This is a genomic window from Ruegeria sp. BC6 (assembly GCF_056539185.1).
On sequence record NZ_JBQFUM010000007.1, the window covers coordinates 41,573 to 67,723 of the forward strand.

24 protein-coding genes and 1 tRNA gene are annotated in these 26,151 nt (G+C 58.0%); 9 read left to right on the forward strand and 16 right to left on the reverse strand.

Annotated elements, in window-relative coordinates; all coding sequences use genetic code 11:
• Positions 1-46: 46 nt before the first annotated feature.
• From ACR0MM_RS17445 to rpmH, 6 genes are all read right to left on the reverse strand, one after another.
• The gene (locus tag ACR0MM_RS17445; RefSeq protein ID WP_480697588.1) at positions 47-1,384 is read right to left on the reverse strand and encodes a putative bifunctional diguanylate cyclase/phosphodiesterase; all 1,338 of its coding nucleotides are present in this window, start codon (positions 1,382-1,384) and stop codon (positions 47-49) included.
• A 281-nt stretch (positions 1,385-1,665) separates the two neighbouring features.
• Positions 1,666-2,559, reverse strand: coding sequence for a tRNA 2-thiocytidine(32) synthetase TtcA (gene ttcA / locus ACR0MM_RS17450; protein ID WP_480697590.1), 894 nt, complete (start codon positions 2,557-2,559; stop codon positions 1,666-1,668).
• 42 nt (positions 2,560-2,601) lie between these two features.
• Complete coding sequence (locus ACR0MM_RS17455; RefSeq protein WP_480697592.1) at positions 2,602-4,224, reverse strand: acyl-CoA dehydrogenase family protein; 1,623 nt, start codon at positions 4,222-4,224, stop codon at positions 2,602-2,604.
• Between the two features lie 78 nt (positions 4,225-4,302).
• Positions 4,303-4,542, reverse strand: a complete 240-nt coding sequence (yidD, locus tag ACR0MM_RS17460) for a membrane protein insertion efficiency factor YidD (RefSeq protein ID WP_149775064.1) — start codon at positions 4,540-4,542, stop codon at positions 4,303-4,305.
• Positions 4,539-4,961: a ribonuclease P protein component gene (gene rnpA, locus ACR0MM_RS17465; RefSeq protein ID WP_480697595.1), complete on the reverse strand. Its 423-nt coding sequence runs from the start codon at positions 4,959-4,961 to the stop codon at positions 4,539-4,541. Before rnpA ends, yidD begins: the two co-directional genes overlap by 4 nt.
• A 26-nt stretch (positions 4,962-4,987) precedes the next feature.
• A complete protein-coding gene (gene rpmH, locus ACR0MM_RS17470) occupies positions 4,988-5,122 on the reverse strand; it encodes a 50S ribosomal protein L34 (protein ID WP_005980833.1) in 135 nt (44 codons plus the stop codon).
• Positions 5,123-5,417: 295 nt separating this feature from the next.
• Here rpmH and ACR0MM_RS17475 point away from each other — a divergent pair, with 295 nt between their 5' ends.
• From ACR0MM_RS17475 to ACR0MM_RS17515, 9 genes are all read left to right on the forward strand, one after another.
• Positions 5,418-6,149 carry a TVP38/TMEM64 family protein gene (locus ACR0MM_RS17475; protein ID WP_480697669.1) on the forward strand — a complete coding sequence of 244 codons (732 nt, stop codon included), beginning with the start codon at positions 5,418-5,420 and terminating at the stop codon, positions 6,147-6,149.
• A gap of 3 nt (positions 6,150-6,152) precedes the next feature.
• Complete coding sequence (locus tag ACR0MM_RS17480; RefSeq protein WP_480697597.1) at positions 6,153-7,571, forward strand: dihydrolipoyl dehydrogenase family protein; 1,419 nt, start codon at positions 6,153-6,155, stop codon at positions 7,569-7,571.
• An 18-nt stretch (positions 7,572-7,589) separates the two neighbouring features.
• A complete protein-coding gene (locus ACR0MM_RS17485) occupies positions 7,590-8,972 on the forward strand; it encodes a sensor histidine kinase (protein WP_480697599.1) in 1,383 nt (460 codons plus the stop codon).
• Positions 8,973-9,036: 64 nt separating this feature from the next.
• Positions 9,037-9,113 (forward strand) — tRNA-Arg (locus ACR0MM_RS17490).
• A 148-nt stretch (positions 9,114-9,261) separates the two neighbouring features.
• Positions 9,262-10,428 (forward strand): tyrosine-type recombinase/integrase, encoded by a 1,167-nt coding sequence (locus tag ACR0MM_RS17495; RefSeq protein WP_480697601.1) that lies wholly within the window; start codon positions 9,262-9,264, stop codon positions 10,426-10,428.
• 26 nt (positions 10,429-10,454) lie between these two features.
• Positions 10,455-11,555, forward strand: coding sequence for a hypothetical protein (locus ACR0MM_RS17500; RefSeq protein ID WP_480697603.1), 1,101 nt, complete (start codon positions 10,455-10,457; stop codon positions 11,553-11,555).
• Positions 11,556-11,666: 111 nt separating this feature from the next.
• The gene (locus tag ACR0MM_RS17505) at positions 11,667-11,876 is read left to right on the forward strand and encodes a MerR family transcriptional regulator (protein ID WP_058272409.1); all 210 of its coding nucleotides are present in this window, start codon (positions 11,667-11,669) and stop codon (positions 11,874-11,876) included.
• Between the two features lie 628 nt (positions 11,877-12,504).
• The gene (locus ACR0MM_RS17510; RefSeq protein WP_480697605.1) at positions 12,505-12,921 is read left to right on the forward strand and encodes a MarR family transcriptional regulator; all 417 of its coding nucleotides are present in this window, start codon (positions 12,505-12,507) and stop codon (positions 12,919-12,921) included.
• Between the two features lie 31 nt (positions 12,922-12,952).
• Positions 12,953-13,579: a hypothetical protein gene (locus tag ACR0MM_RS17515; protein WP_480534668.1), complete on the forward strand. Its 627-nt coding sequence runs from the start codon at positions 12,953-12,955 to the stop codon at positions 13,577-13,579.
• Between the two features lie 495 nt (positions 13,580-14,074).
• Here ACR0MM_RS17515 and ACR0MM_RS17520 read toward each other — a convergent pair whose 3' ends face one another.
• The 10 genes from ACR0MM_RS17520 to ACR0MM_RS17565 form a co-directional block, all read right to left on the reverse strand.
• Entirely contained in the window at positions 14,075-14,734 is a 660-nt protein-coding gene (locus ACR0MM_RS17520) for a C39 family peptidase (protein WP_480697607.1), read from the reverse strand.
• A gap of 34 nt (positions 14,735-14,768) precedes the next feature.
• Positions 14,769-16,235 (reverse strand): peptidoglycan-binding protein, encoded by a 1,467-nt coding sequence (locus ACR0MM_RS17525; protein WP_480697609.1) that lies wholly within the window; start codon positions 16,233-16,235, stop codon positions 14,769-14,771.
• A gap of 1,423 nt (positions 16,236-17,658) precedes the next feature.
• Complete coding sequence (locus tag ACR0MM_RS17530) at positions 17,659-18,129, reverse strand: hypothetical protein (protein WP_216602383.1); 471 nt, start codon at positions 18,127-18,129, stop codon at positions 17,659-17,661.
• A gap of 41 nt (positions 18,130-18,170) precedes the next feature.
• Positions 18,171-18,929, reverse strand: coding sequence for a hypothetical protein (locus tag ACR0MM_RS17535; RefSeq protein WP_480697611.1), 759 nt, complete (start codon positions 18,927-18,929; stop codon positions 18,171-18,173).
• The gene (locus ACR0MM_RS17540; RefSeq protein ID WP_170436912.1) at positions 18,892-19,686 is read right to left on the reverse strand and encodes an SDR family oxidoreductase; all 795 of its coding nucleotides are present in this window, start codon (positions 19,684-19,686) and stop codon (positions 18,892-18,894) included. Before ACR0MM_RS17540 ends, ACR0MM_RS17535 begins: the two co-directional genes overlap by 38 nt.
• A gap of 36 nt (positions 19,687-19,722) precedes the next feature.
• Complete coding sequence (gene hdhA, locus ACR0MM_RS17545) at positions 19,723-20,490, reverse strand: 7-alpha-hydroxysteroid dehydrogenase (RefSeq protein WP_170436909.1); 768 nt, start codon at positions 20,488-20,490, stop codon at positions 19,723-19,725.
• Positions 20,491-21,222: 732 nt separating this feature from the next.
• Positions 21,223-22,377 carry a Gfo/Idh/MocA family protein gene (locus ACR0MM_RS17550; protein ID WP_480697613.1) on the reverse strand — a complete coding sequence of 385 codons (1,155 nt, stop codon included), beginning with the start codon at positions 22,375-22,377 and terminating at the stop codon, positions 21,223-21,225.
• On the reverse strand, positions 22,377-23,432 hold the full coding sequence (locus ACR0MM_RS17555) for a sugar phosphate isomerase/epimerase family protein (protein WP_170436494.1): 1,056 nt from the start codon (positions 23,430-23,432) through the stop codon (positions 22,377-22,379). Before ACR0MM_RS17555 ends, ACR0MM_RS17550 begins: the two co-directional genes overlap by 1 nt.
• A gap of 26 nt (positions 23,433-23,458) precedes the next feature.
• On the reverse strand, positions 23,459-24,517 hold the full coding sequence (locus ACR0MM_RS17560) for a LacI family DNA-binding transcriptional regulator (protein WP_170366378.1): 1,059 nt from the start codon (positions 24,515-24,517) through the stop codon (positions 23,459-23,461).
• A 7-nt stretch (positions 24,518-24,524) separates the two neighbouring features.
• A complete protein-coding gene (locus ACR0MM_RS17565) occupies positions 24,525-26,147 on the reverse strand; it encodes a dihydroxyacetone kinase subunit DhaK (RefSeq protein WP_480697616.1) in 1,623 nt (540 codons plus the stop codon).
• Between the last annotated feature and the right edge of the window lie 4 nt (positions 26,148-26,151).

The window sequence follows — 26,151 nt, forward strand, 5'->3', positions numbered from 1 at the left end:
GAATCGCCCCGGAAATCGTGAGTGTAGGGCAATCCAGTCCCCGAAATCAGGATTTCCGGCCCATTTCGCGGCCAATCCGCGGTGCGCCTTCCAGTTTCGCGCGGCGGTCCTTTATCCAGCCGAGCGTATGCTCGACCGGCATCGGCTTACCGATCCCAAAGCCTTGGACATGGTGACACCCCAATTGCGCCATCAGCGCGTGCTCGCCGGGGGTTTCCACCCCCTCGGCCAAGGTTTCAAGGTTCAACCTCTCGGCCATCATCAGAATGGCGCTGACCATTTGCTGCTGGGACGGATCCCGGTCCGCATTGGACACGAAAGACCGGTCGATCTTGATGCGGGAGACATCAAAGCGTTTGATCGACGAGAATGATGCGTGACCAGTGCCGAAATCGTCCAGATCGATGCAACAGCCGAGCTTGGACAACTGGGTCACGTTGCGGGTGATGACATCATCGGGGCGGCGCGAAAAAACGGTTTCAAGGATTTCCACGGCCAGCCGGTCCGGCGAAAGGTCGAACTGGTCCAACTCCCATCGCACCCGGTCAACAAGTGAGGGGTCCCGCACTTCGTCCGACGAAAAGTTGATGCCGATCCGAGGAATGACGGCGCCAGCGCAGTCCCAGTCACGCATCGCGCGAAAGGCGTGGTGGCGGATCGTCTGGCCCAGCTTGTCCATCAGCTTGGCCTGTTCGGCAAAAGGCAGAAACACCTGCGGCCCGACAACTCCCTTGGAAGGGTGTTCCCATCGAGCAAGGGCCTCAAACCCGGTGATGTCGCCGGTGTCCGTTGAAATCTGTGGCTGAAACCATGGGCGGATCTGACCGGTTTCCAGAGCGGTCTCCAACTCCTTGCGGAAATTGATATGGGCGACTGATCTGCGTCGCGTGGCCTCGGAGTAGGCGCGGATCGTGGACGGCCCGTTCCGCTGTGCTTCGGCAAGCGCGGCCCGTGCGGCCTCGATCCAGCCGTCCGGCGCTTCATCGGCAACGGCAGAGTGCAGGCAAAATCCGGCGGAGCAGAACAGATAGAGGCTGGCATTGTCCAAAGGGATCGGTTCCTCCACCGTGCTTTGTATGCGGCCCGAGGTTTGGATGCAGCTTTCCAGGTCCAGATGCCGTGAGGGGCGCAACCCGATCAGGAACGTGTTTCTCGACAGGCGTGTTGCAATGTCCTCGCTCCGGATCACCGCCAGGAGGCGGTCGCAGAAGCGCCCTGCCACATAGTCGGCTGCCGCGGTTCCGTGCAGCTCTTCGATATCGTCGAAATCATCCAGTGACACAACGATGCAGGCTGAATCCTCTCCGGTTGCCCGCGATGTGCTGTGCAAATACTCCATCTCGGCGTAGAAAACATCACGTGGCAACAGTCCCCTGGGCCGCATGTGCGTCGCCGAACCAAGACCTGCGCCCGGTTGAAGCCGTTGGGCGGCCGAAAACAAGAGAGGCAGTCCTAGAGCGACAACGACCAACGCCGTGTCGCCGCCCAGCCAGAAAGCAGCGAGGCACAATGCAGGTACGAATGCCAAAACCTGCGGCATTGCCAGAACGGTCAGCAGAGCATTCTGGAGACTCTGGGGTGAGAACCTTTTCAGCATCGATTCCGGCCTTCCAATTGGGCGAACTGCGTCCAATCGGAGGCTAGGAAATCATTCTGAGTCAGACGTTAACGCAGAAGCGGAATTTCTTCCGAATTTTCGCCGTTTTTGCCGGGATCCAGCATCAGGCCGGCAAAATCGAACAGCTTCGAATCCAGAAGGTGCGAGGGCCGGGCATTGGTCAGCGCACGGAACATCACCTGCCGGCGGCCGGGGCTGTTCTTTTCCCACTGGTCCAGAATCTGTTTGACCTGCTGGCGTTGAAGGCCGTCCTGGCTGCCGCACAGGTCGCAGGGGATGATCGGATAGTTCATCGCCTTGGCGAATTTCTCGCAGTCGGCCTCGGCCACATGGGCCAGCGGGCGATAGACGAACAGGTCGCCTTCTTCGTTCACCAGTTTCGGGGGCATGGTCGCCAGACGGCCGCCGTGGAACAGGTTCATGAAGAAGGTTTCCAGAATGTCATCGCGGTGATGCCCCAGCACCACGGCCGAGCACCCTTCCTCGCGCGCGATCCGGTAGAGGTTGCCACGGCGCAGACGCGAGCACAGCGCGCAATAGGTGCGCCCCTGCGGCACCTTGTCGACCACGATGGAATAGGTGTCCTGATACTCGATCCGGTGCGGCACGCCCATGCGTTCCAGAAACTCGGGCAGCACGGTGGCCGGAAAGCCCGGCTGCCCCTGATCCAGATTGCAAGCCAGCAGGTCCACGGGCAGCAGGCCGCGCCATTTCAACTCGTACAGAACGGCCAGCAGGGTATAGCTGTCCTTGCCGCCGGACAGGCAGACCAGCCAGCGCGGCGGCTTGCCGTCCTTGTCGTGGGCCGACGGGTCAACCATGCCGTATTGCTCGATCGCCTCGCGCGTCTGGCGCACGATGCGTTTGCGCAGTTTCTTGAACTCGGTGGTCGAGGGCGCACCGGTAAACAGCGGATGGATATCGTCGGCTTCGTCAAACATGCGCAGCCCCTACCGCAGATGCGCCGACCGGGCAAGGCCCGCCTAGCCGGACAGCCGGCCCAGCAGGGCGTCGGTGTCCAGCCCCGAAACCGATCCGGGTATGCGCCCGCTTTCGCCCAGAACCCGGGTGGCGATGTATCCATCGGCCACCGCAGCGGGCGCGTGGCGCAGCAGCAGTGCGGCGGTCAGCAGATGCGCGGTGGCATCGGCGAACCAGCGGGCCTCGGCCCCGGGGGGCAGGGTCGGCCAACGGTCGCGATGCGCCTTCAGGGCGGCGTCATAGCGGCGGTCGGCTCCGGTTGCCGCGTCCAGTTCGGCCTGCACGGTCTGCGCGGCCAGCGGGTCGCGCGCAAGGCTGCGCAGGATGTCCAGGCAGATCACGTTGCCCGACCCCTCCCAGATGCCGTTCAGGGGCGCTTCGCGATAGAGCATCGGCATCGGCGTGTCCTCGACATAGCCCATGCCGCCCAGCACCTCCATCGCCTCGACCGCCACGACCGGGCAGCGCTTGTTCGACAGGAACTTGGCCAGCGCCACCCCGATCCGGGCAAAGGCGCGGTCTTCGGCAGTGTCCCCGTCAAAGGCGCGGGCCACGCGCAGGCCCAAGGTCAGCGCGCCCTCCCAGTCCAGCACCAGATCGGCCAGAACGGCCCGCATCAGAGGCTGGTCGATCAGGCGGCGCTGAAAGGCGCTGCGGTGGCTGACCCAGTGATGCGCTTCGGACAGGGCCGCGCGCATCAGGCCGGCGGGTGCCATCGCGGTGTCGAGCCGGGTGTGATGCACCATCTCGATGATCGTGCGCACACCGGCCCCCTCGTCCCCCAATTGATAGGCCAAAGCGTCGTGAAACTCGACCTCGGACGAGGCATTGGCGCGGTTGCCCAGCTTGTCCTTGAGGCGCATCAGATGGATGGCATTGCGCTCGCCCTCCAGCCAGCGGGGCAGCAGAAAACAGGTCAGCCCGCCCGGAGCCTGCGCCAGCGTGAGGAACCCGTCGGACATCGGGGCCGAGCAGAACCATTTGTGGCCGCGCAGCCGCCAGGCATCGCCGTCGCGGGTGGCGGTGGTGGTATTGGCGCGCACGTCCGAGCCGCCTTGTTTCTCGGTCATCGCCATGCCCAAGGTTGCCGAGCGTTTTTCCCGGATCGGGCGGGGGGCTGGGTCATAGGTGTCGGCGGTCAGTTTCGGGCGCCAGATTTCGGCCAGTTCGGGATTGGCGGCCAGCGCCGGCACGGCGGCATAGGTCATGGTCAGCGGGCAGCAATGGCCCGGCTCGACCTGGCTGGCCAGATAGACCATCGCGGCATGGGTAGCGTGACCGCCCGGTGCTCCGTCCCAGGCAAGCGCGGCATAGCCTGCCGATTGGCTCAGATCCATCATGTGATGATAGGCCGGGTGGAACCGCACCTCGTCCAGGCGGCGGCCGCCCCGGTCGAACAGGCAGAGTTCGGGCGGGTGCAGGTTGGCGTCGCGCCCGGCGTCGCGCGTTTCGGCCCGGCCCAGAGCGGCCCCGTAGGCGGCCAGTGGACCGGGGCGCGCCCCGGCGCGCGTGGCGCAATCGCGCAGAACCGGGTCCGAGGTCCACAGGTCAACGTCGCCGCGCTCGGGCGGTTGGTTCGTCACCTCATGCGTGGGCAGAGACTGGCGGGCGTTGGATCTGAACATGGGCGCCTCGGACGGTTGTTGCTGAAACCGATGTTCAGCGGCGCACCCCCCTTGGGTCAAGCGTGACGGGGTGTCAGATCAGGGGGCGTCGGGGGTGTCGTCGGGCACCGGGTCATAGCCGTCGCCGCCCCAGGGGTGGCAGCGCCCGATGCGGCGCGCGGCCAGCCACGCGCCCTTGATCGGGCCGTGCTTTTCCAATGCTTCCAGCGCATAGGCGGAACAGGTCGGCTGATAGCGGCAGTTGAATCCGACCCACGGGCTGAAGATCAGCCGATAGGCCCGGATGGGCAGCGCGAGGATATGGGCAAGCAGGGTCATCTGCTCGGGCTGTGGATCTTGCGCAGGGCCTGACGCAGATCGTCCAGCAGGGCGTCAAAGGGGCGGGCGGCGGTCACCTCGGCCCGTCCGATCAGGACGTAGTCCCACCCGTCCCGGCCGTGGTCCGGCAGAACGGCGCGGGCCGCCTCGCGCAGGCGGCGCTTGGCCCGGTTGCGGGCCACGGCATTGCCGACCTTTTTCGAGCAGGTGAACCCGACACGAATGCCCTCGGCCTCATCCGGTGCGCGCTTGCGGGCCTGCACCATCATGGAAGGCGTGCCCTGTCTGCGCGCCCGTGCAGCCCTGAGGAAATCGCTGCGCTTGCGCAGTACCGACAGGGCAGGCGCGCAAACGGACGCCGCCGGGGGCATATCCCCGGGGTGGTCAGTGCCATCCACAGGGGCCTCCGGCGGCGTCATGTTCAAAACCTGAAAGGTCGCGCGGTTTATGCGCTCAGCGACTTGCGGCCGCGGGCACGGCGAGCGTTCAGGATCTTGCGGCCGGCCTTGGTGGCCATGCGCGCGCGGAAACCGTGGCGGCGTTTGCGAACCAGGTTCGAAGGCTGATAGGTGCGTTTCATCGCTCCGTCTCCAATCTTTGGCGGTCGGGTGCGGCGCGGATTCGCCTGCCCGTGGTGTTCGAAGCCCGTCCTCTACTGGGAACCGGCGGGCAAGTCAAACCCCATCGCAACGGTTTTCGTGCCTTTTGCAACAATTCTGTCGGATGACTGGGCAAAAGTTTCAGAATCAGCCCGAGGACGGCGAATTTTTCACATTGAACCGGTGCGTGTTCAACCCGGCGTGAGGACCCTGTTGCACAGAAGTTCAAGCGCGCATCTTGTGGGGCAGATGAAGCATTCGAACCCGGACGACGAGATGACCGAAACCACCCAGGTGCCGCGCAGCGGGCTGGCGCGACATATTCCCTTGCTTGTGATCCTGATGGTTGCCGCTGTCGGATTCTTTGCGCTGGGCGACTACCTGACCTTTGAAACCCTGCGCGACAATCGCGAGGCGCTGTTGGCCTGGCGCGATGCCAATTACTGGTCGTTGGCGGGCGTTTTCATCCTGGTTTACGTCCTGATCGTCACCTTTTCACTGCCCGGTGCGGCCGTGGCCTCGATGACGGGCGGGTTCCTGTTCGGGCTGTTCGCGGGCACCGTGTTCAACGTCTTTGCCGCAACCGTGGGGGCCTCGGCGATCTTTCTGGCGGCCCGCTGGGGGTTGGGCGAGGCGTTGACGGCTCGGCTGGAGGCGTCGGAAGGCACCGTCAAGCGAATCAAGGACGGGTTGCGCGAGAACGAGGTTCCGGTGCTGTTCCTGATGCGGCTGGTGCCGGTGGTGCCGTTCTTCGTCGCCAATCTTGTGCCGGCGCTGGTGGGGGTGAAGTTCCGGAACTTTCTGCTGACCACGGCGCTAGGCATCATTCCGGGCGGCATTGTCTATACCTGGATCGGCGTCGGCCTGGGTGGCGTGTTCGACCGAGGCGAGACACCAGACCTGTCGCTGCTGACCGAGCCGTTCGTGATCGGCCCGATCCTGGGGCTGTGCGCACTGGCGGCTCTGCCGATTCTCATCAAACTCATTCGCGGCCGAAGGGGCCTTTGATCCATGCAAGAGCTAAAGACCGACATCCTGGTGATCGGGGCCGGGTCGGGCGGCCTGTCGATGGCCGCCGGGGCCAGCCAGATGGGCGCCGACGTGATCCTGCTGGAAGGGCACAAGATGGGTGGCGACTGCCTGAACTATGGCTGCGTCCCGTCCAAGGCCCTGCTGGCCAGCGCCAAGCTGGCCCATGCACAGAGCCATGCCGCGCCGTTCGGCGTTGCCGACCACGCGCCGCAGGTGGACTATGCCGCCGCCAAAGACCATGTTCGGGACGTGATCGCGCAGATCGAGCCCATGGACAGTCAGGAACGGTTCGAAGGGTTCGGCGTGCGCGTCATTCGTGACTGGGGAAGCTTTCTGTCGCCCACGCAGGTTCAGGCCGGCGATTTCGTCATCACCCCCCGCCGCGTGGTGCTGGCCACGGGCTCGTCACCGCTGGTGCCGCCGATTCCGGGGCTGGATGGCGTGCCGTTTGAGACCAACGAGACCATCTTCGACCTGCGCGACAAGCCCGACCACCTGCTGATCATAGGCGGGGGCCCCATCGGCATGGAAATGGCGCAGGCGCATGTCCGGCTGGGCTGCAAGGTGACGGTGATCGAAGGTGTGCGGGCGCTGGGCAAGGATGACCCCGATGCGGCCGCCGTGGTATTGGAGGCTCTGCGCGCCGAAGGGGTCGAAATTCTGGAACACGCGATGGTGGCCCGGGTGCGCGGGAAGGCCGGCGCGGTCGAGGTCGTCACCGAGGATGGCGCGGTCCATGCGGGCTCGCACCTGCTGCTGGCGGTGGGACGCAAGGCCAACACCGACCGCCTGAACCTGCAGGCTGCCGGCATCGACCAGACGCGTACGGGCATCAAGGTGGATGACAGCCTGCGCACCACCAACCGGCGGGTCTATGCGATTGGTGACGTTGCGGGCGGGCTGCAGTTCACCCATGTGGCGGGGTATCATGCCGGGGTCATCATCCGTTCGGCCCTGTTCGGGCTGCCGTCCAAAGCCAAGACGGCGCACATCCCCTGGGCAACCTATACCGACCCCGAACTGGCCCAGCTCGGCCTGACCGAGGCGCAGGCGCGCGACCGCCATGGCGACAAGATCGAGATCGCCCGGTTCGACTATGCCCACAACGATCGCGCCGTGGCCGAACGCAAAACGACCGGGTTCATCAAGGTCATGGTCGTCAAGGGGCGCCCGGTGGGGGCCACAATCGTGGGTCATCAGGCGGGCGAACTGATCAACTTGTGGTCTCTGGCGCTGGCCAATAACCTGAAGATGAGCCAGATCGCGGCGATGGTGTCGCCCTATCCCACGATCGGAGAGCTTAACAAACGGGTGGCGGGCGCCTATTTCTCGCCAAGACTGTTTGAGAATCAGATGGTTGAACGAGTGGTCAGGCTGGTCCAGCGCTGGATCCCCTGATCGGGAAAGGAGCGCCACTTGAACTCGCTGTCGGGTCGTTTCCTGATCTTGACGACGGTCTTCGTGATGTTGGCCGAGGTGCTGATCTTCGTGCCGTCGATCGCGCGCTTCCGCGAGGATTTTCTTCTGAACCGGCTGGAACGCGCCCAGATCGCCTCGCTCGCGCTGCTGGCAGACGACATGCTGGCCGACGAGCTGGAGGCCGAGCTTTTGGCCAATGCCGGGGTCTACAACGTGGTGCTGCGCCGGGACGAGGTGCGCCAGCTGATGCTGTCTTCCCCTATCCCAGACCAAGTCGCCAAGACCTATGATCTGCGAGGCGCCGGGCCTTGGGTTCTCATTCGGGACGCGATGATCCGTTTCTTCACGCCCGAGAACCAGGTCATTCGCGTCATCGGGCAGCCTGTCCGGGATGCGGGCCTGCTTATCGAAGTCACCATGGACAGCGCGCCCCTGCGTATGGCGATGATTGATTACGGCCTGCGCATCCTCGGCTTGTCCTTTGTCATCTCGATCATCACCGCGTTTTTCCTGTTCCTTGCGGTGCGGGTGGTTCTGGTCCGCCCCATCAAAAGCGTGGTGGGCTACATGCAGCGTTACGCCCGTGCACCCGAGGATGCGCGCGGCATCATCTCCCCCCAATCCAAGGTGACCGAACTGCGCGAGGCTGAAGAAGCCCTGCAGATGCTGCAGACCGACCTGACCCAGGCCCTGAAACAGCGCGAGAGGCTGGCTCAGCTGGGTGGCGCGGTGGCCAAGGTCAGCCACGATCTGCGCAACATCCTGACCTCGGCCCAGCTGTTCACTGACCGGATCGAAGCCAGTGACGACCCGCTGGTCAGACGGATGGCGCCCAAGCTGGTCAACTCGATCGCCCGGGCGGTGTCCCTGTGCGAAAGTACGCTGGCCTTCGGGCGGGCCGAAGAGCCCGCGCCCGCCCTGACCATGGTGCGGTTGCGCGATATCGCTGCCGACGTAGCGTCCAGCGAGGCTCTGGCCGTAGACGGTGGCTGTATCGAAATTGCCAACGACGTTCCGGACGATCTGGTCGTTCGGGCCGATCCGGAACAGATGTTCCGGGTCATCATGAACCTTGTGCGCAACGCACGCCAAGCACTTATGACATCCGGCCAACCGGGAAAAATCACGATCTCGGCCTCCGAAGATCAGGACGCATGGGTCATCGAGGTTCGGGATACCGGCCCCGGTTTGCCGCCACGAGCGCAGGAGAATCTGTTCACGCCTTTTCAGGGTGGTGTGCGCAAAGGTGGCTCGGGCCTGGGTCTGGCGATTTCGCAGGAACTGGTGCGCGGCCACGGGGGAGAATTGGTGCTGACCAGCACCGGCCCGGAGGGCACGGTCTTTGAAATAAGGCTCCCAAGGGGGGAGATGGGTTTTTGAAATATTTTTGAAGAATCGGGTTGCACGTCCCGAACGCCGGGTCTAAATACCGCCTCACCAACGCGGACCGATAGCTCAGCTGGATAGAGTACTTGACTACGAATCAAGGGGTCGGGGGTTCGAATCCTCCTCGGTCCGCCACTTGGTAATTCTCCCTGATTTCGATGAGATACACTAGGTCGTTTGAACCTTTGTGTTTTATGGCCATAGTCGTGCTTCTGGGTTTTGTTGGCTTTTGTCCGGTCATACTCGTATACTTCCATTGAGTGGTATATTTTGTGGTATTTTCATGTCTGCGCTCAGCGGGAAGCTGACAAAAAAGCTGGTAGAGAATCTGGGCCCGGGCCGGCATGGCGACGGTTCTGGCTTGTATCTTGTTGTTGATCCATCAGGTGCACGGCGTTGGATCGTACGCGTAACGGTCAAAGGACAGAAGAATCGCAAGGGCGCTCCGCTGAGAACGGACTTCGGTTTGGGCGGCGCCGACGTCGTCACATTGAACCAGGCCCGAGAAAGAGCGCTCGAATACAGGCGAATGGCGAAAGCTGGGTTGAACCCTCGTTTTAATGCCCAGCGTAAAATTCCTACTTTCGAAGAACTCAGCCGTCAGGTTCACATCGACCGGTTGCCGACGTGGAAGAATGCCAAACACGGTCAGCAGTGGCTCAACACTTTGCGCGACTATGCGTTCCCCAAGATCGGACGAATGCCTGTGGATAGCGTCGATCAGCCCGAAGTGCTGATGTGCCTATCGCCCATCTGGACTGAGAAACACGAAACCGCAAAGCGGCTGTCGCAGCGGATTAAGACGGTGCTCGACGTGGCAAAGTCCAAGGGCTTCCGCTCGGGCGAGAACCCGGTGACCGCGATCCGCGAAGGCAAGGTGCTGCCCACCGTCAAAGCCAAGGTCCAGCACCACGACGCAATGCCTTGGCAAGAGGTGCCCGCGTTCTATGTCGAGTTGCAGACCCGCTCGGCCATGGCAGCCAAGGCGCTGCAGTTCACTATCCTGACCGCTTGCCGGACCTCAGAGGCCCTGGAGATGAAATGGCCCGAGGTCGATGTCGATACGAGACTTTGGATCATACCTGCGGAGCGCATGAAAGGCGGGCAGGTCCATCGTGTTCCTCTCACCGACGAAATGCTGGCCATTCTAGAACCGCTGCGCGCGTTGGCCTCTGACTATGTGTTCGAGGGGCAAAAGCGGCATCAGCCCCTGTCAAACATGTCCATGCTAATGTTGCTGCGCCGGATGCGGCAGGGTGGCGTTACCGTGCATGGCTTCCGCAGTTCGTTTCGGGATTGGGCGACAGAGGCGGCGAACGCGCCGCGCGAACTGGCAGAGGCGGCCTTGGCTCATCAGATCGGGTCCGATGTGGAGCGGGCCTATGCACGGTCGGATTTGTTGGAAAGGCGGCGCGAATTGATTGAGCGCTGGTGCAGGTTCATTTGCTAACGACATGATCGGAGGAAACGAGTTTATTGGAACGTTTTTCGGAAGAAGAAATTGAACGGTTAAACAGAGTTCTTTCCTATGAACTAAACCCATTCGTTCATGGCGAGGGTAAAAAGAAACCAGTTCCAATTGGCAGGAAATCGAAGGACTGGTTATTCGAAACTCGAATGAATTTACCTTCCGATGCGAATGCCGAGCTCGACCGGATTGGTTTCGACGAGCTGCCAGATCAAGTTCGCATCCAAATTTTGAACGAGATTTTGGAAGAAAGACAGGTTAGTTCTGCGCCCAAATGGTGGGAGATGAATTTCTTTCAGTTTTCCATAGATGACCTCTGGGATTTTTTCGTGGAGCAATGTCGAAAGAACTATGAAATCGACCACATGAGAGAGTATTTTGACTTTCTAATTGCATCTCTAGATGAGTTGGAAGAGGCTCGGCATATCCTTCGAGTTAGTAAACTAAACAAAACCAAATACTCCCAAGAGCAGATAGATGCCGCGCTCGCAGTTTTTGATAGAAGCTACCCTCTTGACTTCAGCGACTACGAAGAAGTTCCACAGCGTTCGAGGAGTCCGCTAGACAAACTAAGAGAAGCGTTGGCATTCGAGCTCAAGAAGCTCGATTCAGTATTCAGCAAGCGTTGGTTTGAGTTCAAAATACTAGACGAGTTAGCGGGGTTTAAAAGTTACGTTCATGATGGTTCAAGGGATAGCGAGCTGAGCAAAGCCTTAGCTGGGCAATTGCGACACTATATGTACGGCGAACTCATGGCATTGGGTCGGATGGTTGAACATTACCGCTGGAAGTTCAGCTACGAGGATGCAGCAATAGCAGGAATGCAGTCGGCCAATATTCGAAAAAGGGCAGGTGACGCAGGTGCGCGTGCGTCCCGGGAACGCAGGTTGGCCAACCTGGAAGTGCTGTTGCAAGAGATCGAGAAACTGGGAAGTGCCGCTGGTCTCATTAGCGAAGATCGCATTGTGGCCGAGGCTTTTGAACGTGCGCGCAAACAAAACCCTCAAATGCCTCAGTCCAATAAAACGGCGGAAAACTACCTCACTACTCTGAGATCTGAAGAGCCTTTCAAATCAAGGTACGAAGCGGTGTTCAGAAAAAACGCTTAAGCATTTTCTCACGTCGGGAAGACGCTTAAGCGCTGGAAAAAGTCTGGTGACACTTCGGCAAAGCTGCCCATAATCGGGAGCCATCGCAACTGATCCAAGAGGATTCTAACGATGGCAAACGTCTTCAATGACGATCGGGTCTATTTCCCAGAAGACCCTGAAATGCAACTGCTGGGAAACCGCGAAAAGCTGGCTCAATGGCGCCACCGCATGTGTGGTCCGGCCTTTATCCGCATCGGTCGGCGGATCGCCTATCACGGCGCTGACCTGAACGCCTGGCTTGCGGCGCGGCGCACCGATCCAAACAACGAGGCTGCATAATGAAAAACCCCAACTCCAAGCGCGGAGATGGGGCTTTTCCAGTGACATCGACTGCCACCCTAGCAAGTCCAGTTGATGCCACAGGATGCCCCGCGCCGACAAGTCAAAACGAGCGCCGGTACTACTGGTCGCCCCTGAGCCACTCGGTCGAACGGGTGATCGTACGGAAAGGACGGATCGAGCATGGCTGATATGTCCTTTTCCAATTCTACCAATGCCAGTCGCGAAAGGGGAGCCGAAACCGGCCCTCTTCCACAAATTGATCATCGGGAAACCGCCGAGAACTACAGCGGCGAGCTCTTTCGCCTCGGCATTTACCGGGTTGCCGTATGCCGAGATGGCGTCCAATGGCTGTTTCAGCGTCAGAGACCCCATTTTCCGGCCGGGGGAGCGGCCTGGGACACGCTCGGCTACTGTGTGTCCAAATCCGGCCTAACTAGGCTCGTCCGGGCACATGTCGGCTGTGACATACCCGAACTGGATGCTTTGCCCGAGCATTTCCCGCGGAGGTCTCGCGATGAGTAGGCGGAGGTCTCCGGCGGGTAAACGATCAGATGAGGGTCAATACGTCCCTCTGCCCTACGCAATGATCAAGTCCCCGGCGTGGCGGGCTCTGTCCGGACCTGCGGTGAAGCTCTGGCTGGAGCTTCACACCCGCTTCAATGGCGGCAACAACGGCAAGGTGTTTCTGTCGATGAACGAGGCGGCAGAAACCTTGGGGTTGGGCAAGGCCACCGTTCAACGCGCTTTCGAGGATCTGCAGGACAAAGGCTTCCTTGTGCTGGAGCAGGAAGGCAACTGGTATCATCGGCGAGCGCATGAATGGCGGTTGACGACCAAGGCGACGCAGGCCCGGTCCGGCAAGAAAGCCGCCACAAACGACTGGCGCTTTTGGCAGCCCGAAAAAACAAAACGCGGTTCTGGGACGGACCCGTCACCATCCTCTGTGGTTCCGTTTGAGAACCCAAAGACCTCCCATGGTTCCAAATCAGAACCCGTCAGGCCGGTTTCTATCAGGTCCCTCGGTGCTGAAACGGAACACTAATACTAACCACTCCCTGCTATGCGAGGCGGAAATGACCAAGGCACCGAAAGACGAAGGCAACGATCTGCAGACAAAGAACTCCGAGCTTACCGAAGCGGAGACCATTGCTGTTGCCGATTTGAGGGAACGGAAGAGATCACGCGTTAGGGCACCGGACATCAAGTTGGATTTTGATGAGGGCACACGCCGGCTCACGGTTGGGCACAAAGGAAATGATCCAACGACGGCTTGTGCTTTAGCAATGCATGAGCTTGGCACAACAGACTGCCGATTCTTCGAAGGCGTCATGGATCAAATCGCGACTCTTGGGCAACAAGACAGCTCTGTCTCAGAGACGGCATCGAACTTTGTGATGTCGGTTGTCGCTGGGGTTAAGCCGCAAGACGAGATCGAAGCCATGCTTGCGATCCAGATGGGCGCGATCCATCAGGCCACGATGATGTTGGCACGTCGCCTGAACCACGTAAAAACTCTCCCGCAGCAAGATTCTGCGGAACGAGCGCTCAACAAACTTGCGCGGACCTTCACCAGCCAGGTTGAAACCCTGAAACGATATCGATCCAAGGCAGATCAAACCGTCCGGGTCGAACGCGTGGAAGTCAATGAAGGTGGGCAGGCAATCGTTGGTAACGTCCAAAACAGGGGGCGGGGTGAATGAAAAAAAACAACGACAACCTCATAAACCCCACCAAACGGCTCAATGATGCGCCCAGATGCACCGCTACGGCGAAATCCACTGGCAAGCGGTGCCGCGCACCCGCCGTTAAAGGCTGGAGTGTTTGTCGCATGCATGGGGCTAGAGGTGGGCACGTTGCTGGGCCAAGCCATCCGTCCTGGAGACATGGACAAAGGTCCAGAGAAGCTGAGGAACTGCGCAAAACGATCACTGAATTGATCCGAACAGACAAGACGCTGCAGAAGCTGATCCATTGAATGGGCAGGGGCTGGTAACCGACACAAAGTAGTCATTCGACAGAACTAGTCGGATGTCTGCACCGAGCCCCTTGCGATCATTGTTGCACGCTGGGGCGCTGCGGGTTCATTGGATCGCTAGCAGCCCTAAGCAGAAACCATTTCGTAAGGCGAGCAAAATTGCCTCTCGGGAGAATCTGGCCGTTAGAGTGGCTCACAGTGCGAGATATCTAGTGCTCGATCACCGCCTTGGCTTTGAAAAGTATGCTCCTCTCCATGCGCCAAACTCATCTGCATATCTATGGTTGTGCCAATCAGATCTTAACTTTGAGTAGCTTAGAATCCGATGTTGATTTTTGTTGAGTAAGGGGTCGCGAATAAAAACAACTTTACGCGCATCATCGTATCCGATCACAACAAAAGTGTGCCCTTCTGGACCTTCTAGATCAACATCTATCATTACTGGATAGCCTTTTCGAAGGTGTCGCTTGATGTCCCTGAGGCCCTGCGAAAAACCAGTGCTCGTTTTTTTGTACCACTTTTGCTGCCACCTATGCCCGACGCTCTTTAGCGCTACATCCATGTCCGACCAAAGAGTAAAACTGTTCCTTTCGCTTGGTGGCTTGTGGTTTTCCGCAAGGTTTTTAAGTTTGAGTGGCTTATGGTTTTCACCGTAGTATGCCAAAATCATTGAACTAGAAGTCGGAACGCACATGTCGTGTCCTTGCTTCATGTGAGGAACGTCCAACAATACAATGGACTTCGCTTTTTGTGGTGATGGCAGTTTCTTCGAAGACACAACACCTTCACGTAACCCAATTTCAGAAATGGATGTGGCCGGAAACACAAACGTGAGACACACAACTAAGGAGAGAAGTGCCAGCTTGGGGCGGTATTTCATTTTTCATCTTGCTCCTGAACAGTGTTTTATCCAACTAGTTGAAAGGTTTTTGCATCATCTGGATATTCGCAAATTCTAGCACAAAAGCATTTGCATTTCCCCAGTAATCGCCCCATTTGTCGGAAACCTTGGGTGCGGAATCCTCGCTAATTGCTCCTGTACTGTTCATAAAAACCGCAATGTGCTCTTCGTTGTTCCAGTTGTTTGGCTGGCTCGGCAACCAGTTTGTATAGTCAGTTTCCTCACCACTCTGCCAAACCCACCCCTGATCAGGTTCACGGTAACCAACTTTCTGGTGAAATCCAATCGCAGGGCCAATCCAGGATGTCTTGATCCCGTCTGGATGCCAGAACGCTGGATCCGTAGATATCATTTCAAATACAAACTGGTTCTCGGCGCGGGAGGTAATCGAAACTATGTGGCCATTAAGCTCGCCAGCGAGTTGGGCAATTTCTTTCCAGGACCTTAGGGTTGGAGCTTGAACCGCGACATAGAGGTTGTCTTCAAAGACTTCGAAAGTCAGTTTGGAGTGCTCAAAGACCTTCGCAATCTCGACCAATTGTGGGGAAAACCCCGCCAAAGCTAAGTGGTCAGGCTTTATTGGCCTGGCAAATTTTTCAGAGACTAGCTCGGCTATTGAAAGGCTTCCGTCCAGAGGGTTCTTTAGACCTAAACGCTCAATGGTTCGTGGCGTCAGTACTCCAGTCTCTGGGAGTCCGTTTTCCGATTGAAACTCCAAAACTGCCGACCGCGTTTTGTGGTCAATATCGCCTGAAGCTAAGCCGTCATAGAAGCCCAATTTCGTTAACTCTTGTTGGGCCTTCGAAACGACTTGCGAAAGTAGGTCTATGCTGGAAGGCTTCGTAGATGAACTTGTAATCCATACGAAAATAGAAACACCTAGCAGAAAAACGAAGAAGGACACGGCAAAAAGGTAGTTCGCCGTTACCAGCCTCGAGCTTGCGTATTGCCGGTTACTGCTGTCGGTGGCTAAGTTTACGGCGTAAGCTCGAACAGGTTTAGCTATATTCTTCAGTCGTTTTTGACCTAGTGAACGATAAGAGACCTCAACCTGGTTTTTCAACAGATCGTAGGCAGTCCCTGAGATGATCAAGCCTCCAGGGTCTGCTAATGGCTCAAGGCGAGCGGCTATGTTGACGCCATCTCCATAGACATCACCTTCATCGAAGATCACATCACCTAAGTTTATCGCCATCCGATAGCGAATTCTCTGTTCCGGCGCTTGATCGGATTCTCGTGCTCGCAATTCTTCTTGGATCTGTACAGCACATTGAACAGCTTCAACAACGGAAGGAAACTCTCCGAGCCATCCATCTCCAGTGAACTTGATAAAGTTCCCATTGTGCTTTTTGGTGAGTGGTTCAACGATGTCTAACCTGTACCTTTTTTGCCTAGAAATGGTCCCTGTCTCATCAACCTCTGTTAAGCGACTAAAGCCAAACATGTCGGCAGCTAAAATGGCTGAAACCCTACGCTCCAAGGCTGGACCTCCCGTCTAAAAATGGTCTTTCTAATGCGAAAACCTAAATTCCTCGCCTAACTCCCGAATTAACACAAATCCGCCATCTCGTTCGACGGTATACGCGACTAGATCCAATACTGGCATCGATCAACCTTACTTTGACCTACGAAAGAGACGAGTGCCGCGATCAAATACAACCACACTACAACCGTTTAGAGTGTGCAAGTTTCCACTCTAAATTTTTTGCCACGGTCAACCTCCGGAAACTGGTCGGATTTACAAAGTGGGTCTTCTGCGCTTTGCTAGAATCAATGCACTGAGCGGCAGTTTTGCACTTTGGGCTCTCCACGGCCGAACGCTAGCGCGGCACGCAGTCCAACCACGGCGCTATGCGACCAGCCGTGCGCAAAAACGGCCAATCTGTTGACTTTTTGCCGCTTGATCCGGCACCCCGCCGTTCGCATTTTGGCAACCTCTGTTCATGCCAAGAGTGGCGAAACCGGGTAATTGAGCCCAATGTTGCCGGAGGTTTAGCTGCATCCCCCGTACGCTTGACATGCGTCCACCATATAGCAGAGTAGCTAGGGTTTTTTGTGGAGGGTTACTCTTTGAAAGAACTTTGTGCGGGGATAGCAACGGCCATCTTGACTTCAGTGACGCCGACTTTCGCTCAGGATATCGCAGCTGGTTCCCGAGTTACTGTGACCTCAGACTGGCACGCGCAGAACGGGGGGCCATACAGTCCAAACATCGTATCTTGCAATTCGAACAGCGGCTTGTGTCTGCGAGACACCAATACTTCTCCTGTCGACAATCCTATGACAAAAACTAAGAATGGCTTGCAGGTCGTCTTCAAGGATGTTGGTGTCGTCTATTTGTTCAGACCGGGTGGAAAGGGCTCTTTTCACGATATGACCGGCAAACAGACTGGAAAATTCAAGTGGACACAGTGACGATTTGACAACTGGATAGATCGTTCCACTGCTCAACATTGATGAATACCCACTTTGTCCGCGTCTGAGTTATCGGACCAAGCTGCGGCGAAAGAAGGGTATAGGTTCGGACGAAATCTACATCCGCGAATAACCGAAATGGTGACCCACGACGCGCCGCAAAAACCCTCGCACTTCGACCGCAAACTGATGCTGCGTTAGTGGAGCCCGAAGGTCCAATGTTGGAAAAGTCCGCGTAGCCGTCATTCGTCCAAACTCTGCGAGCGACTGCTCCGAGCCCGTTCTGCTCACTGGCTAAAGGCGCAGCATTCGACATTCGGGGACGATAATTTCCGTTTGCTGAGAAGGCAAAGTGCAGATTTTAAACCTTAGTCTCGAGCCATCAAACCAGGTCGATCAGACGATATTTCTTTGCCAAGTTTCATCAACAATCGCCTGCACATCTGACTTCGGATGCAAGCAACTTGCTTGCACCCAACCAAGCCACACTATGCACCGCCGCCCCCGGTTACCTCAACGATCGTCAGATAATTCACTGCGGCCGCGACCACGCCCGCGATCAACCCCAGCAGGATCACCGCAAACACCAAACCCACTTCGACCGTCCCGAATGCCCACTGCCATAGCACCGCCAGGGCGACCACCGTGCCAAAGGCGACCAGCCCGTGTTTGAACACCAGCCTCAATGTGGTCGGCACAAACGGCTTCTTGGGGCCCTTAACCGTGACATGGGCCACAGCAGTCAGGATCATCGCGAGCGAAACCGCCAGTAAAACCGCGCCACCCAGAACCGAGTGACTGCCGCCACTGATTGAATCCAAAGTGAGCGGGATCGGCGCCGTCCCGCGCAAGATGAAATACTGAATGATGCCATTGATAACTGCATTGATCAGGCCGGACAGAATTGCCCCACGCAGTATTTGATCCGACGCCATCGGCAGCTCGCTCGATCTGGTCATCTTGTAACGCTCCATTTGTTCGGGTTCGCGTGCAAGCAACCTCACTGGCCCTGCCGCGCGACCTCGTCAAGACTGGGGAAGAACACCTGGCGGCAACGATCGAGGCGGCTTGCCCGGTTCTCGTAATTCGACCGGGCAATGCGCAAGTCGACCTCTCGCTGCAGCAAGGTGGCATCAGAGAGGTTTCCTCGGCTGTTCAGTTCACGCGCACGTTGCAGTGCCTTCTCCGCATAGGCCATCCAAGCTTCGTTCGCCCGCACCTCAGCAGGTCCCTTGTCGCAACCCGCGTTCCAGCCTTCCAGATAGGCGGAATAAAGATCGTCGAGCGGCACCGACTTGCCCGCGAAATGATCCCCGATCAACTGCAACGCCGCCACCTGCGCCGCCACCGTGGTCAGGTTCTTCTCGGCAACAACCAACTGCAACCGGTTCCAGGCATCCTTCAGTTGCGAGATCTCCAACTCAAGCTCGGAAATGGCGCTGCGCTCAAACAGTTCCAGATTTCGCGCCAATATGGCCGCGTCCCGGTCCACCTGTGCCTTAAGCGTTTCCAGGTGAATGGCAATCAACATGCTCTGGAACCCGACCGATCGACCCTGATCGGCAAACATCATCATGAAAATTTGATCGTTGGTCACAGGCGCGCCTTTGTCCGGCTGTGCTGCTTCCTGTGCCGAAACCCAAGGGGAAGCAATCGCAAGAGTGGCCGTGATGATTGACGCTCCTACCAAGCGCAAAGACAGAAGTTTCACGGCGCGGCCCTCAGCTTCCGAACAAGCGCACAACGGCGCCGCCGCCATGCACATTGATCGTTTGCCCGCTGACCCAACCCGCTGCCGGCGAACACAGGAACAGCATCGCGTTGGCAATGTCTTGCGGGCGGCCTGGCCGTCCGGTCAGGTTGTCGGGATGGGCCAGTTTTTCCTGCATTTCAGGAGAGATGCCCGCATCGCCATAGCCGGCTGTCATCACCGTGCCGATCAGCACCGAATTCACGCGCACCCGCTTGTTCAGCATGTGTGCCAACGACACCATCATCTGGTTCAGGGCCGCTTTGGCCGTGCCATAGGGCAGGATGTCATAGGCCGGTACGGCCGAGGAAAACGATCCTGAGTTGGTGATCGACCCGTTCTCGGCCTTCTCGAGATACGGCAGGCAGGCCATGCTCATACGGTAGGCGCTGATCGTGTTGAGTTTGTAGGAGTTGATGAACTCTTCTTCGGGGATCGCCGCTGGATCGGGTTGACGACCGCCCCAGCCCACGTTGTTGACAAGTGTCGAGATGCCGCCAAAGGCGTCCGCAGTTGCTGCCACAACGGCGTTGATCTGATCCGCGTCGGTCACGTCACAAGCCATTCCGAGACACGCGTTACCGGTTTCCCCGGAAATCGTTGCGGCGGTTTCCGCGGCCATGTCGCCGTTAAGGTCGGCAATCATCACCTTGGCTCCCGCCCCGGAAAGAGTCTTGGCGATGCCCGCGCCGATATTCTGCGCACCACCGGTGATCAGGACGGAATGTCCGTCCATGCGAAATTCTGCAAAAGCGTCAAAGCTCATATGTCATGCCCTATCTTGGAATGGGTTGAAAAACCGTTAGTCCAGTTCCTGCACGCCGCCGCCCGAAACGGTCAGCACCTGACCGCTGATCCATGCTGATGCAGGTGCACAAAGGAAAAGCGCGGCATAAGCGATGTCGTCGGGCTCGCCCAACCGCCCGAGAGGAGTATGCTTCAGCATTGCCTTCTCGATGTCGTCATTCAGCACCGAAGCCAGCGCGTCGGTTTTGATCGCACCAGGTGCAATGGCGTTCACCCGCACACCCATCGGCCCCAGATCGAAGGCCACGTTGCGGGTTAGATGGTTCACAGCCGCCTTGGATGAACCGTAAGACGCCATGCGCTGGTTCTTGTTCTCGCCAGCCATCGACGAGATATTCAGGACTGCGCCGCCGCCGGCTTTTTGCATGTGCGGAGCAGCCAACTGCGTCAACCGAAACAGTGAAAACACGTTCAACTCATAGGCCCAACGGAAGTCATCCATCGGCATGTCAAACGGCTTGGGCCCTCCGCCCCCGGCATTGTTTACCAGAATGGACAATCCGCCGAACTGCGTTACAGCCAAGTCCACCGCCGCTTGAAGGTCGTCTTCGACCGTCACATTGCAGGCCAGCGCAGCAGCTTTCCCGCCCGCGGCATTGATGTCATCTGCAACTGCCTGCGCGGTCTCGGCTTTGAGATCACTCACTACGACCGCAGCGCCGGCCCCGGCAAAAAGCCGCGCCACGCCTCGACCAATTCCTGCTCCAGCGCCGGTGACAAGTGCCACCTGACCGTCCAGCCGAAACCGCTTTGCATCGAACATAAAACCCTCCTGAAGCTTTAACGGTGTTACGCCGGGGCGATACGCAGGGGAGCCGGCGCTGGATCAAATATCTTCCGCTTTACTTTGTCGGAAGAACCGCATTGTGCGGTGCGTTCTTTTGCAGAGATGTGGGTGGCGGGAGCGCTCCCGGGAGGCTGAGTGCGCCATCAATCTTGCTTCCGGTTTAAACAAGTGTTTTTAGCCTTAAGGTGGTTCGGAGGGTGGCTCCGAACCAAAGTCAGACCTTAGGCTGGTTTGGTGCCGAGCAGTGTTTTTGTTATACGTCGCCGATTTGGCAAACGGCACATGAGCAAACTACGACTCGGTTGGTGCTAACGCATCCCCCGAACCGCATTCAGGGGCAAGACGGTTTTGAGCTTGAAAGATGCACGCAGTGCCGCCTTCCGATCCTAAAAGCCGAACCTGTTCCGGATGGTCAATCGCCGATACCTGAAGCTGCGGAATGAATGATAGGGGGCCGTGAATGACGGCCTACTCTCTTTTTTGCTTCCACCCGAATGCAGACACAGATCGACACTGCGGCGAAAATCTACTTTGTCCGCAGAGCGGCCATTGGTGGACCATGCGGCGAAGGGTTACTTCGCCGCAGGGTTGTGATTTTGGCGGCCACAGAGTTTCAATACTGCGGCGAACTGGTGGTTGGACGAGCCGAGGGGCAGGGAAGGGTTGGCTGGCTCAGTTCCGGTGCCTACCCGATGCCCACAGCCAGACTTACTCCAACTTGACCCAAGCCGCGTTTCTGGACGAGCTTTGCACACAAGCGGCTACAAATTTGACGCCGTCTAGCCCGTCATACACGGTTGGGTAAACAACGCGTGCCTCAGGTGAAATCCCATTTCGGAAAGCCTGGATCGCCTCAGCAGCCTCTCCGTAAATATTGGCGAAGCCTTCAAGATATCCTTCGGGATGGCCCGGAGGAACTCTGCTCAAGCGATTGGCAGCGTCACCAGCTCCAGCGCCATTGCGGGTGATCAGACGCTTTGGTTCGTTGTAGGGCGTGAACCAGAGATAGTTCGGGTCTTCCTGAGCCCACTCCAGCCCACCTTTTTCGCCGTAGACCCGCAACCGAAGTGCGTTTTCGTTGCCGGGAGCCACCTGAGAGGACCACAGCATACCCCGCGCACCGCCCTCGAAGCGAAGCAATACGTGGGCGTTGTCATCGACTTGGCGCCCCGGGACGAAGGCTTGCAGATCCGCCGCAAGGCTTTCCGCCCTCAGCCCGGTCACAAAACAAGCGAGGTTGTAGGCATGGGTTCCGATGTCACCGGTTGATCCGCCCGCGCCCGAGCGTTCGGGATCGGTTCGCCACTCCGCCTGTTTGAAATCCTGCTGCTCGGTCAGCCAATCCTGCGGGTATTCAACCTGGACGACGCGGATTTTGCCGATATCGCCGTTGGCAACCATTTCACGCGCCTGCCGAACCATCGGGTAGCCTGTGTAATTGTGGGTCAATATGAACAGGGCATTCGCGCTTTCCGCCGCTTTGACCAGTTTTTTTGCATCGGCAAGGGTCGAGGTGAGTGGCTTGTCGCAAATGACGTGAATCCCGCGTTTCAGGAATTCACGCGCGGCGATATAATGGACGTGATTTGGCGTGACGATTGAGACCGCCTCGATCCCGGATTTGAGCCGGGCTTCCCGGATCGCCATTTGTTTGAAGTCTTCATAGACCCGTTCGAGACCCAATGCCCGGCCGCTTTCGACGGATTTTTCAGGCGTCGAAGACAAAGCGCCGGCAACCAGCACGAACCTGTCGTCCAATCGTGCTGCTATGCGATGAACGCCGCCTATGAAGGCGTCATTTCCGCCGCCGACCATGCCAAGCCGAATGCGTCCCGAGGCTTCTTCACTGCGTCCTGTAACCATTATTCGATTCCCAGCATTTTGCGATTGGCGGCTTCGTCAGCGCCACCGTCCGCGAAATCATCAAAGGCTTTCTCGGTCACACGGATGATGTGATCCGACACAAACTGAGCGCCCTCACGCGCTCCATCCTCGGGGTGTTTGAGACAGCATTCCCATTCGACCACAGCCCAGCCATCAAAGTCGTTCGCCGCCATTTTTGAGAAGACCGCCCCGAAATCGACTTGGCCATCGCCAAGCGACCGGAACCGGCCGGCACGATCGACCCAGCTTTGGTATCCTGAATAAACCCCTTGCCGCCCGGTCGGGTTGAATTCGGCATCTTTGACATGGAACATCCGGATCCGATCCTTGTAGATGTCGATATTGTCCAGATAGTCGAGGCATTGCAGTACGTAGTGCGAGGGGTCGTACAACATGCAGGCCCGTGGGTGATTGCCTGTCCGTTCGAGGAACATCTCGTAGGTCACGCCGTCGTGGAGGTCCTCTCCGGGGTGAATTTCGTAGCAGACATCGACGCCGCATTCTTCGGCGTGGTCGAGGATTGGCACCCAACGGCGGGCGAGTTCATCAAATGCCGTTTCGATCAAGCCGGCAGGGCGCTGCGGCCAGGGATAGACGTAGGGCCACGCCAACGCGCCCGAGAATGTCGCATGCGCCGAAATGCCCAGGTTCTTCGAAGCGGACAATGCTTTTTTGACCTGGTCTACGGCCCATTCTTGCCGGGCTTTCGGGTTTCCTCTGACTCTCTCGGCGGCAAAGCCATCAAAGGCGCTGTCATAGGCCGGGTGAACGGCCACAAGCTGACCCTGAAGGTGCGTTGACAGTTCAGTGACTTCGACGCCATTTTCCCTGGCTTTGCCTTTGAAGTCATCGCAGTAACCGGTGCTGGACGCGGCCTGTTCAAGGTCGAACAACCGGCCATCCCAACTGGGAACCTGGACGCCCTTGTATCCACAGTCAGCCGCCCATTTGGTAATCGCGTCCCACGAATTGAACGGTGCTTCGTCCCCTGCGAATTGTGCAAGAAACAATGCTGGACCTTTGATCGTTTTCATAAGTTTCCTCCCCAAAACCTAAGCCGCTATGGCGGTAAATTTTCCCTCAGATAGATGTCGATACGGATACGTTCCTGCGCTTTGTTGAATGGGACTTTGTCCGAAGTCGCACGCAGAAGGCGGACGGCTGAACGAACAATGTGCCCGGTGTCTTGCGAGATCAGGGCGTCAAACGTGCCAAGCTTCAGAGCCTCTCGACTAAGCGGAGTCAACTCATGCGCTATGATCACCAAATCCTTGCTGAGCTTGTTTTCCGAAAGGAATTGAATAAGGCCGGCATTGCCCGCTGCTGACGAGTATATTCCGACCAGATCCGGGTAGGTTTCGAAGATCTCGGGCATCATCTTGTAAATCAGATCCGGGTCATCCCGGCCCTCAACAGACGCCACGACCTCGAGATGCGGAAACTCCTCGGCCACAACAAGATCAAAGCCCTGGCGACGCTCTAGGTGGTCACGTGCCAAACGAGAGCCAGTCAGAACCAGGACCTTGCCTTCCCGATGCACGAAGCGCCCCATCAATTGACCGGCGGTTCGTCCTGCGGAAACGTTGTCAATTCCTACAAAGTGGTCTCGTTCGGAACTCGGCAGGTCAGACACCAAGGCAACCACCGGAACCCCTTTGTCCTTGAGCCGTCTCACGGCATCGCGAACAGAAGGCGTTTCGGGTCCGAAAACGGCAACTCCATCAACATCCAAACTATCGACAGCATCCAGAATGTTGACGATATCCTGCGGTTCAAACGGAGCGACCCTTTTGATCGTAATGCGTGTCCGCTCGATAAACTGGTCACGGGATTGCTCTGCGATCTGGTTGCTGATCGCTTCCACAAATTCGTTGTCGGTGTCCGGCAAAACAAAGAGGAAGTTGTAAACCCGGTTTCGTGCGAGGTTGGCCGCGGCGGTGTCGCGCACATACCCCAGTTCATCAATTGCCTTTTGTACTTTCTGAACGGTTACTGCGCGCACGCCGGGGCGCCTGTTCAAGACCCGGTCCACAGTCGCAAGACTGACACCCGCAACCCGCGCGATGTCATTGACGGTTGGCTTCTTCACCAATTCTAGTTTTTGTTTTTGGTCTGCCACGTGTTCCTCAGCCCTCAAGCTCCCGCGCCAAGCCCTCGAACAACAAGGCAACGGCCTCAGCGCCGGGATCGTTATGTCCAACTAGGTTTTCTTCGGGAACATAAGCTGCTCGGCCCGCCTTCGCACGGCGAATTTTGGCTGTATTGTTTGCACCTTCGCGGGCGGCATTTGCGGCATGGGTCAACCCCGATGGGAGAGCGGCAAGCGCCGGTGCCAAGGCGTCAATCATCGTTCTGTCGCCGACCTTGGCGCCTCCAACTTGGCTGACGCGTTTCAGGCCTTCTTCCAGGGATTTGGCTACGGTTGCCCCATTGGCACATGCATCACCAGCTGCGTTGAAGAAAATTGCTAGTATCACACCGGAGGAGCCACCCATTGTCTGGCTCAATTCATTGCCCAACGCCGGAAACAGCTGAGTCAAATCAGCGAGCGGCATGCGGTCAAGGCTACCTTGCAATGCTCTTGCGGCAGTGGCCAGTGTGCTTCCTGTATCGCCATCTCCGGACTTCGCATCCAGCTCGTTTAGGGTTTTCTCGGCGTTGATCAGCAGCTTAGCCAACCGGGTGATCGTTTCCTTTGTTGCGGGATTGTTCGAAGGAATTGGATCGATTGGGGTCAGGCCATCAGGCAATGGTGCTACTTTGATCGGGTCGATGGAATTGACCCCGGGCCACGCGGCCAGATCAATGGGAGCTTCAAGGGCTGACAAATCGTCCTGATCCACGGGCAGAATGGAAACCGAAAACCCGTGCATATCCAGCGATGTCATCATGGGGGCCGGGCCAATGATATGCTGGGCAATCCCGGTTTCGGACAAGGCGTGGGTGAGGACAGCCATTTCGAGCGGAGTAGTTGAACCGAGGTTGTTGACCAACGCCACGCAATCCCCGGACCCAACCCTTTGCTTCAGCTTTTCTACGACTGTGGACATAGCCGAAACAGCATTTGAGAACTCGACTTGCTGTACGCCGGGCTCACCATGGATACCCAAGCCGAGCTCTGCTTTCCCGGGTGCGATCCTGTCTTCTTTCGGAGAACCCGGAACGGTACAGGTGTCCAGGCTCATACCGATGCTGACAACCTTTGCTATAGTGCATCTCGCTGCGGCGGTGACGGTGTCCAAATCGGCACCGCTTTCGGCAAGCGCGCCGGCGATTTTGTGGACGAACAACGTACCCGCGACGCCGCGTGGTTGCGGTAAGTCAGGCAGGGCGATGTCATCGTCGACGACGACCATTTCAACCTTGCGACCCAAAGCGCGGGCGCGTTCCGCCGCCAGTCCAAAGTTCAACCGATCGCCGGTGTAATTCTTGACGATCAGCAGGCACCCGGCCTCACCCGTGACCGCAAGGATACCGGCCAAAACTGCCTCGACCGAGGGTGAGGCGAACACTTCACCGCACACCGCTGCCGTCAACATACCAGCGCCAACAAAACCGGCATGGGCGGGTTCGTGACCAGATCCTCCTCCGGACACCAGGGCGACCTTCGACTTGTCCCAATCCGACCGGTAAACAACCTTGATATGCGGATAGCCGTCCAGCCGGGTAAGCTGACCGCCAGAGGAAGCCAGAAGACCGTCTATCGCCTCTGTCACCAGGGTTTCTTTTGTGTTGAGGAACTGGGCCATGCTT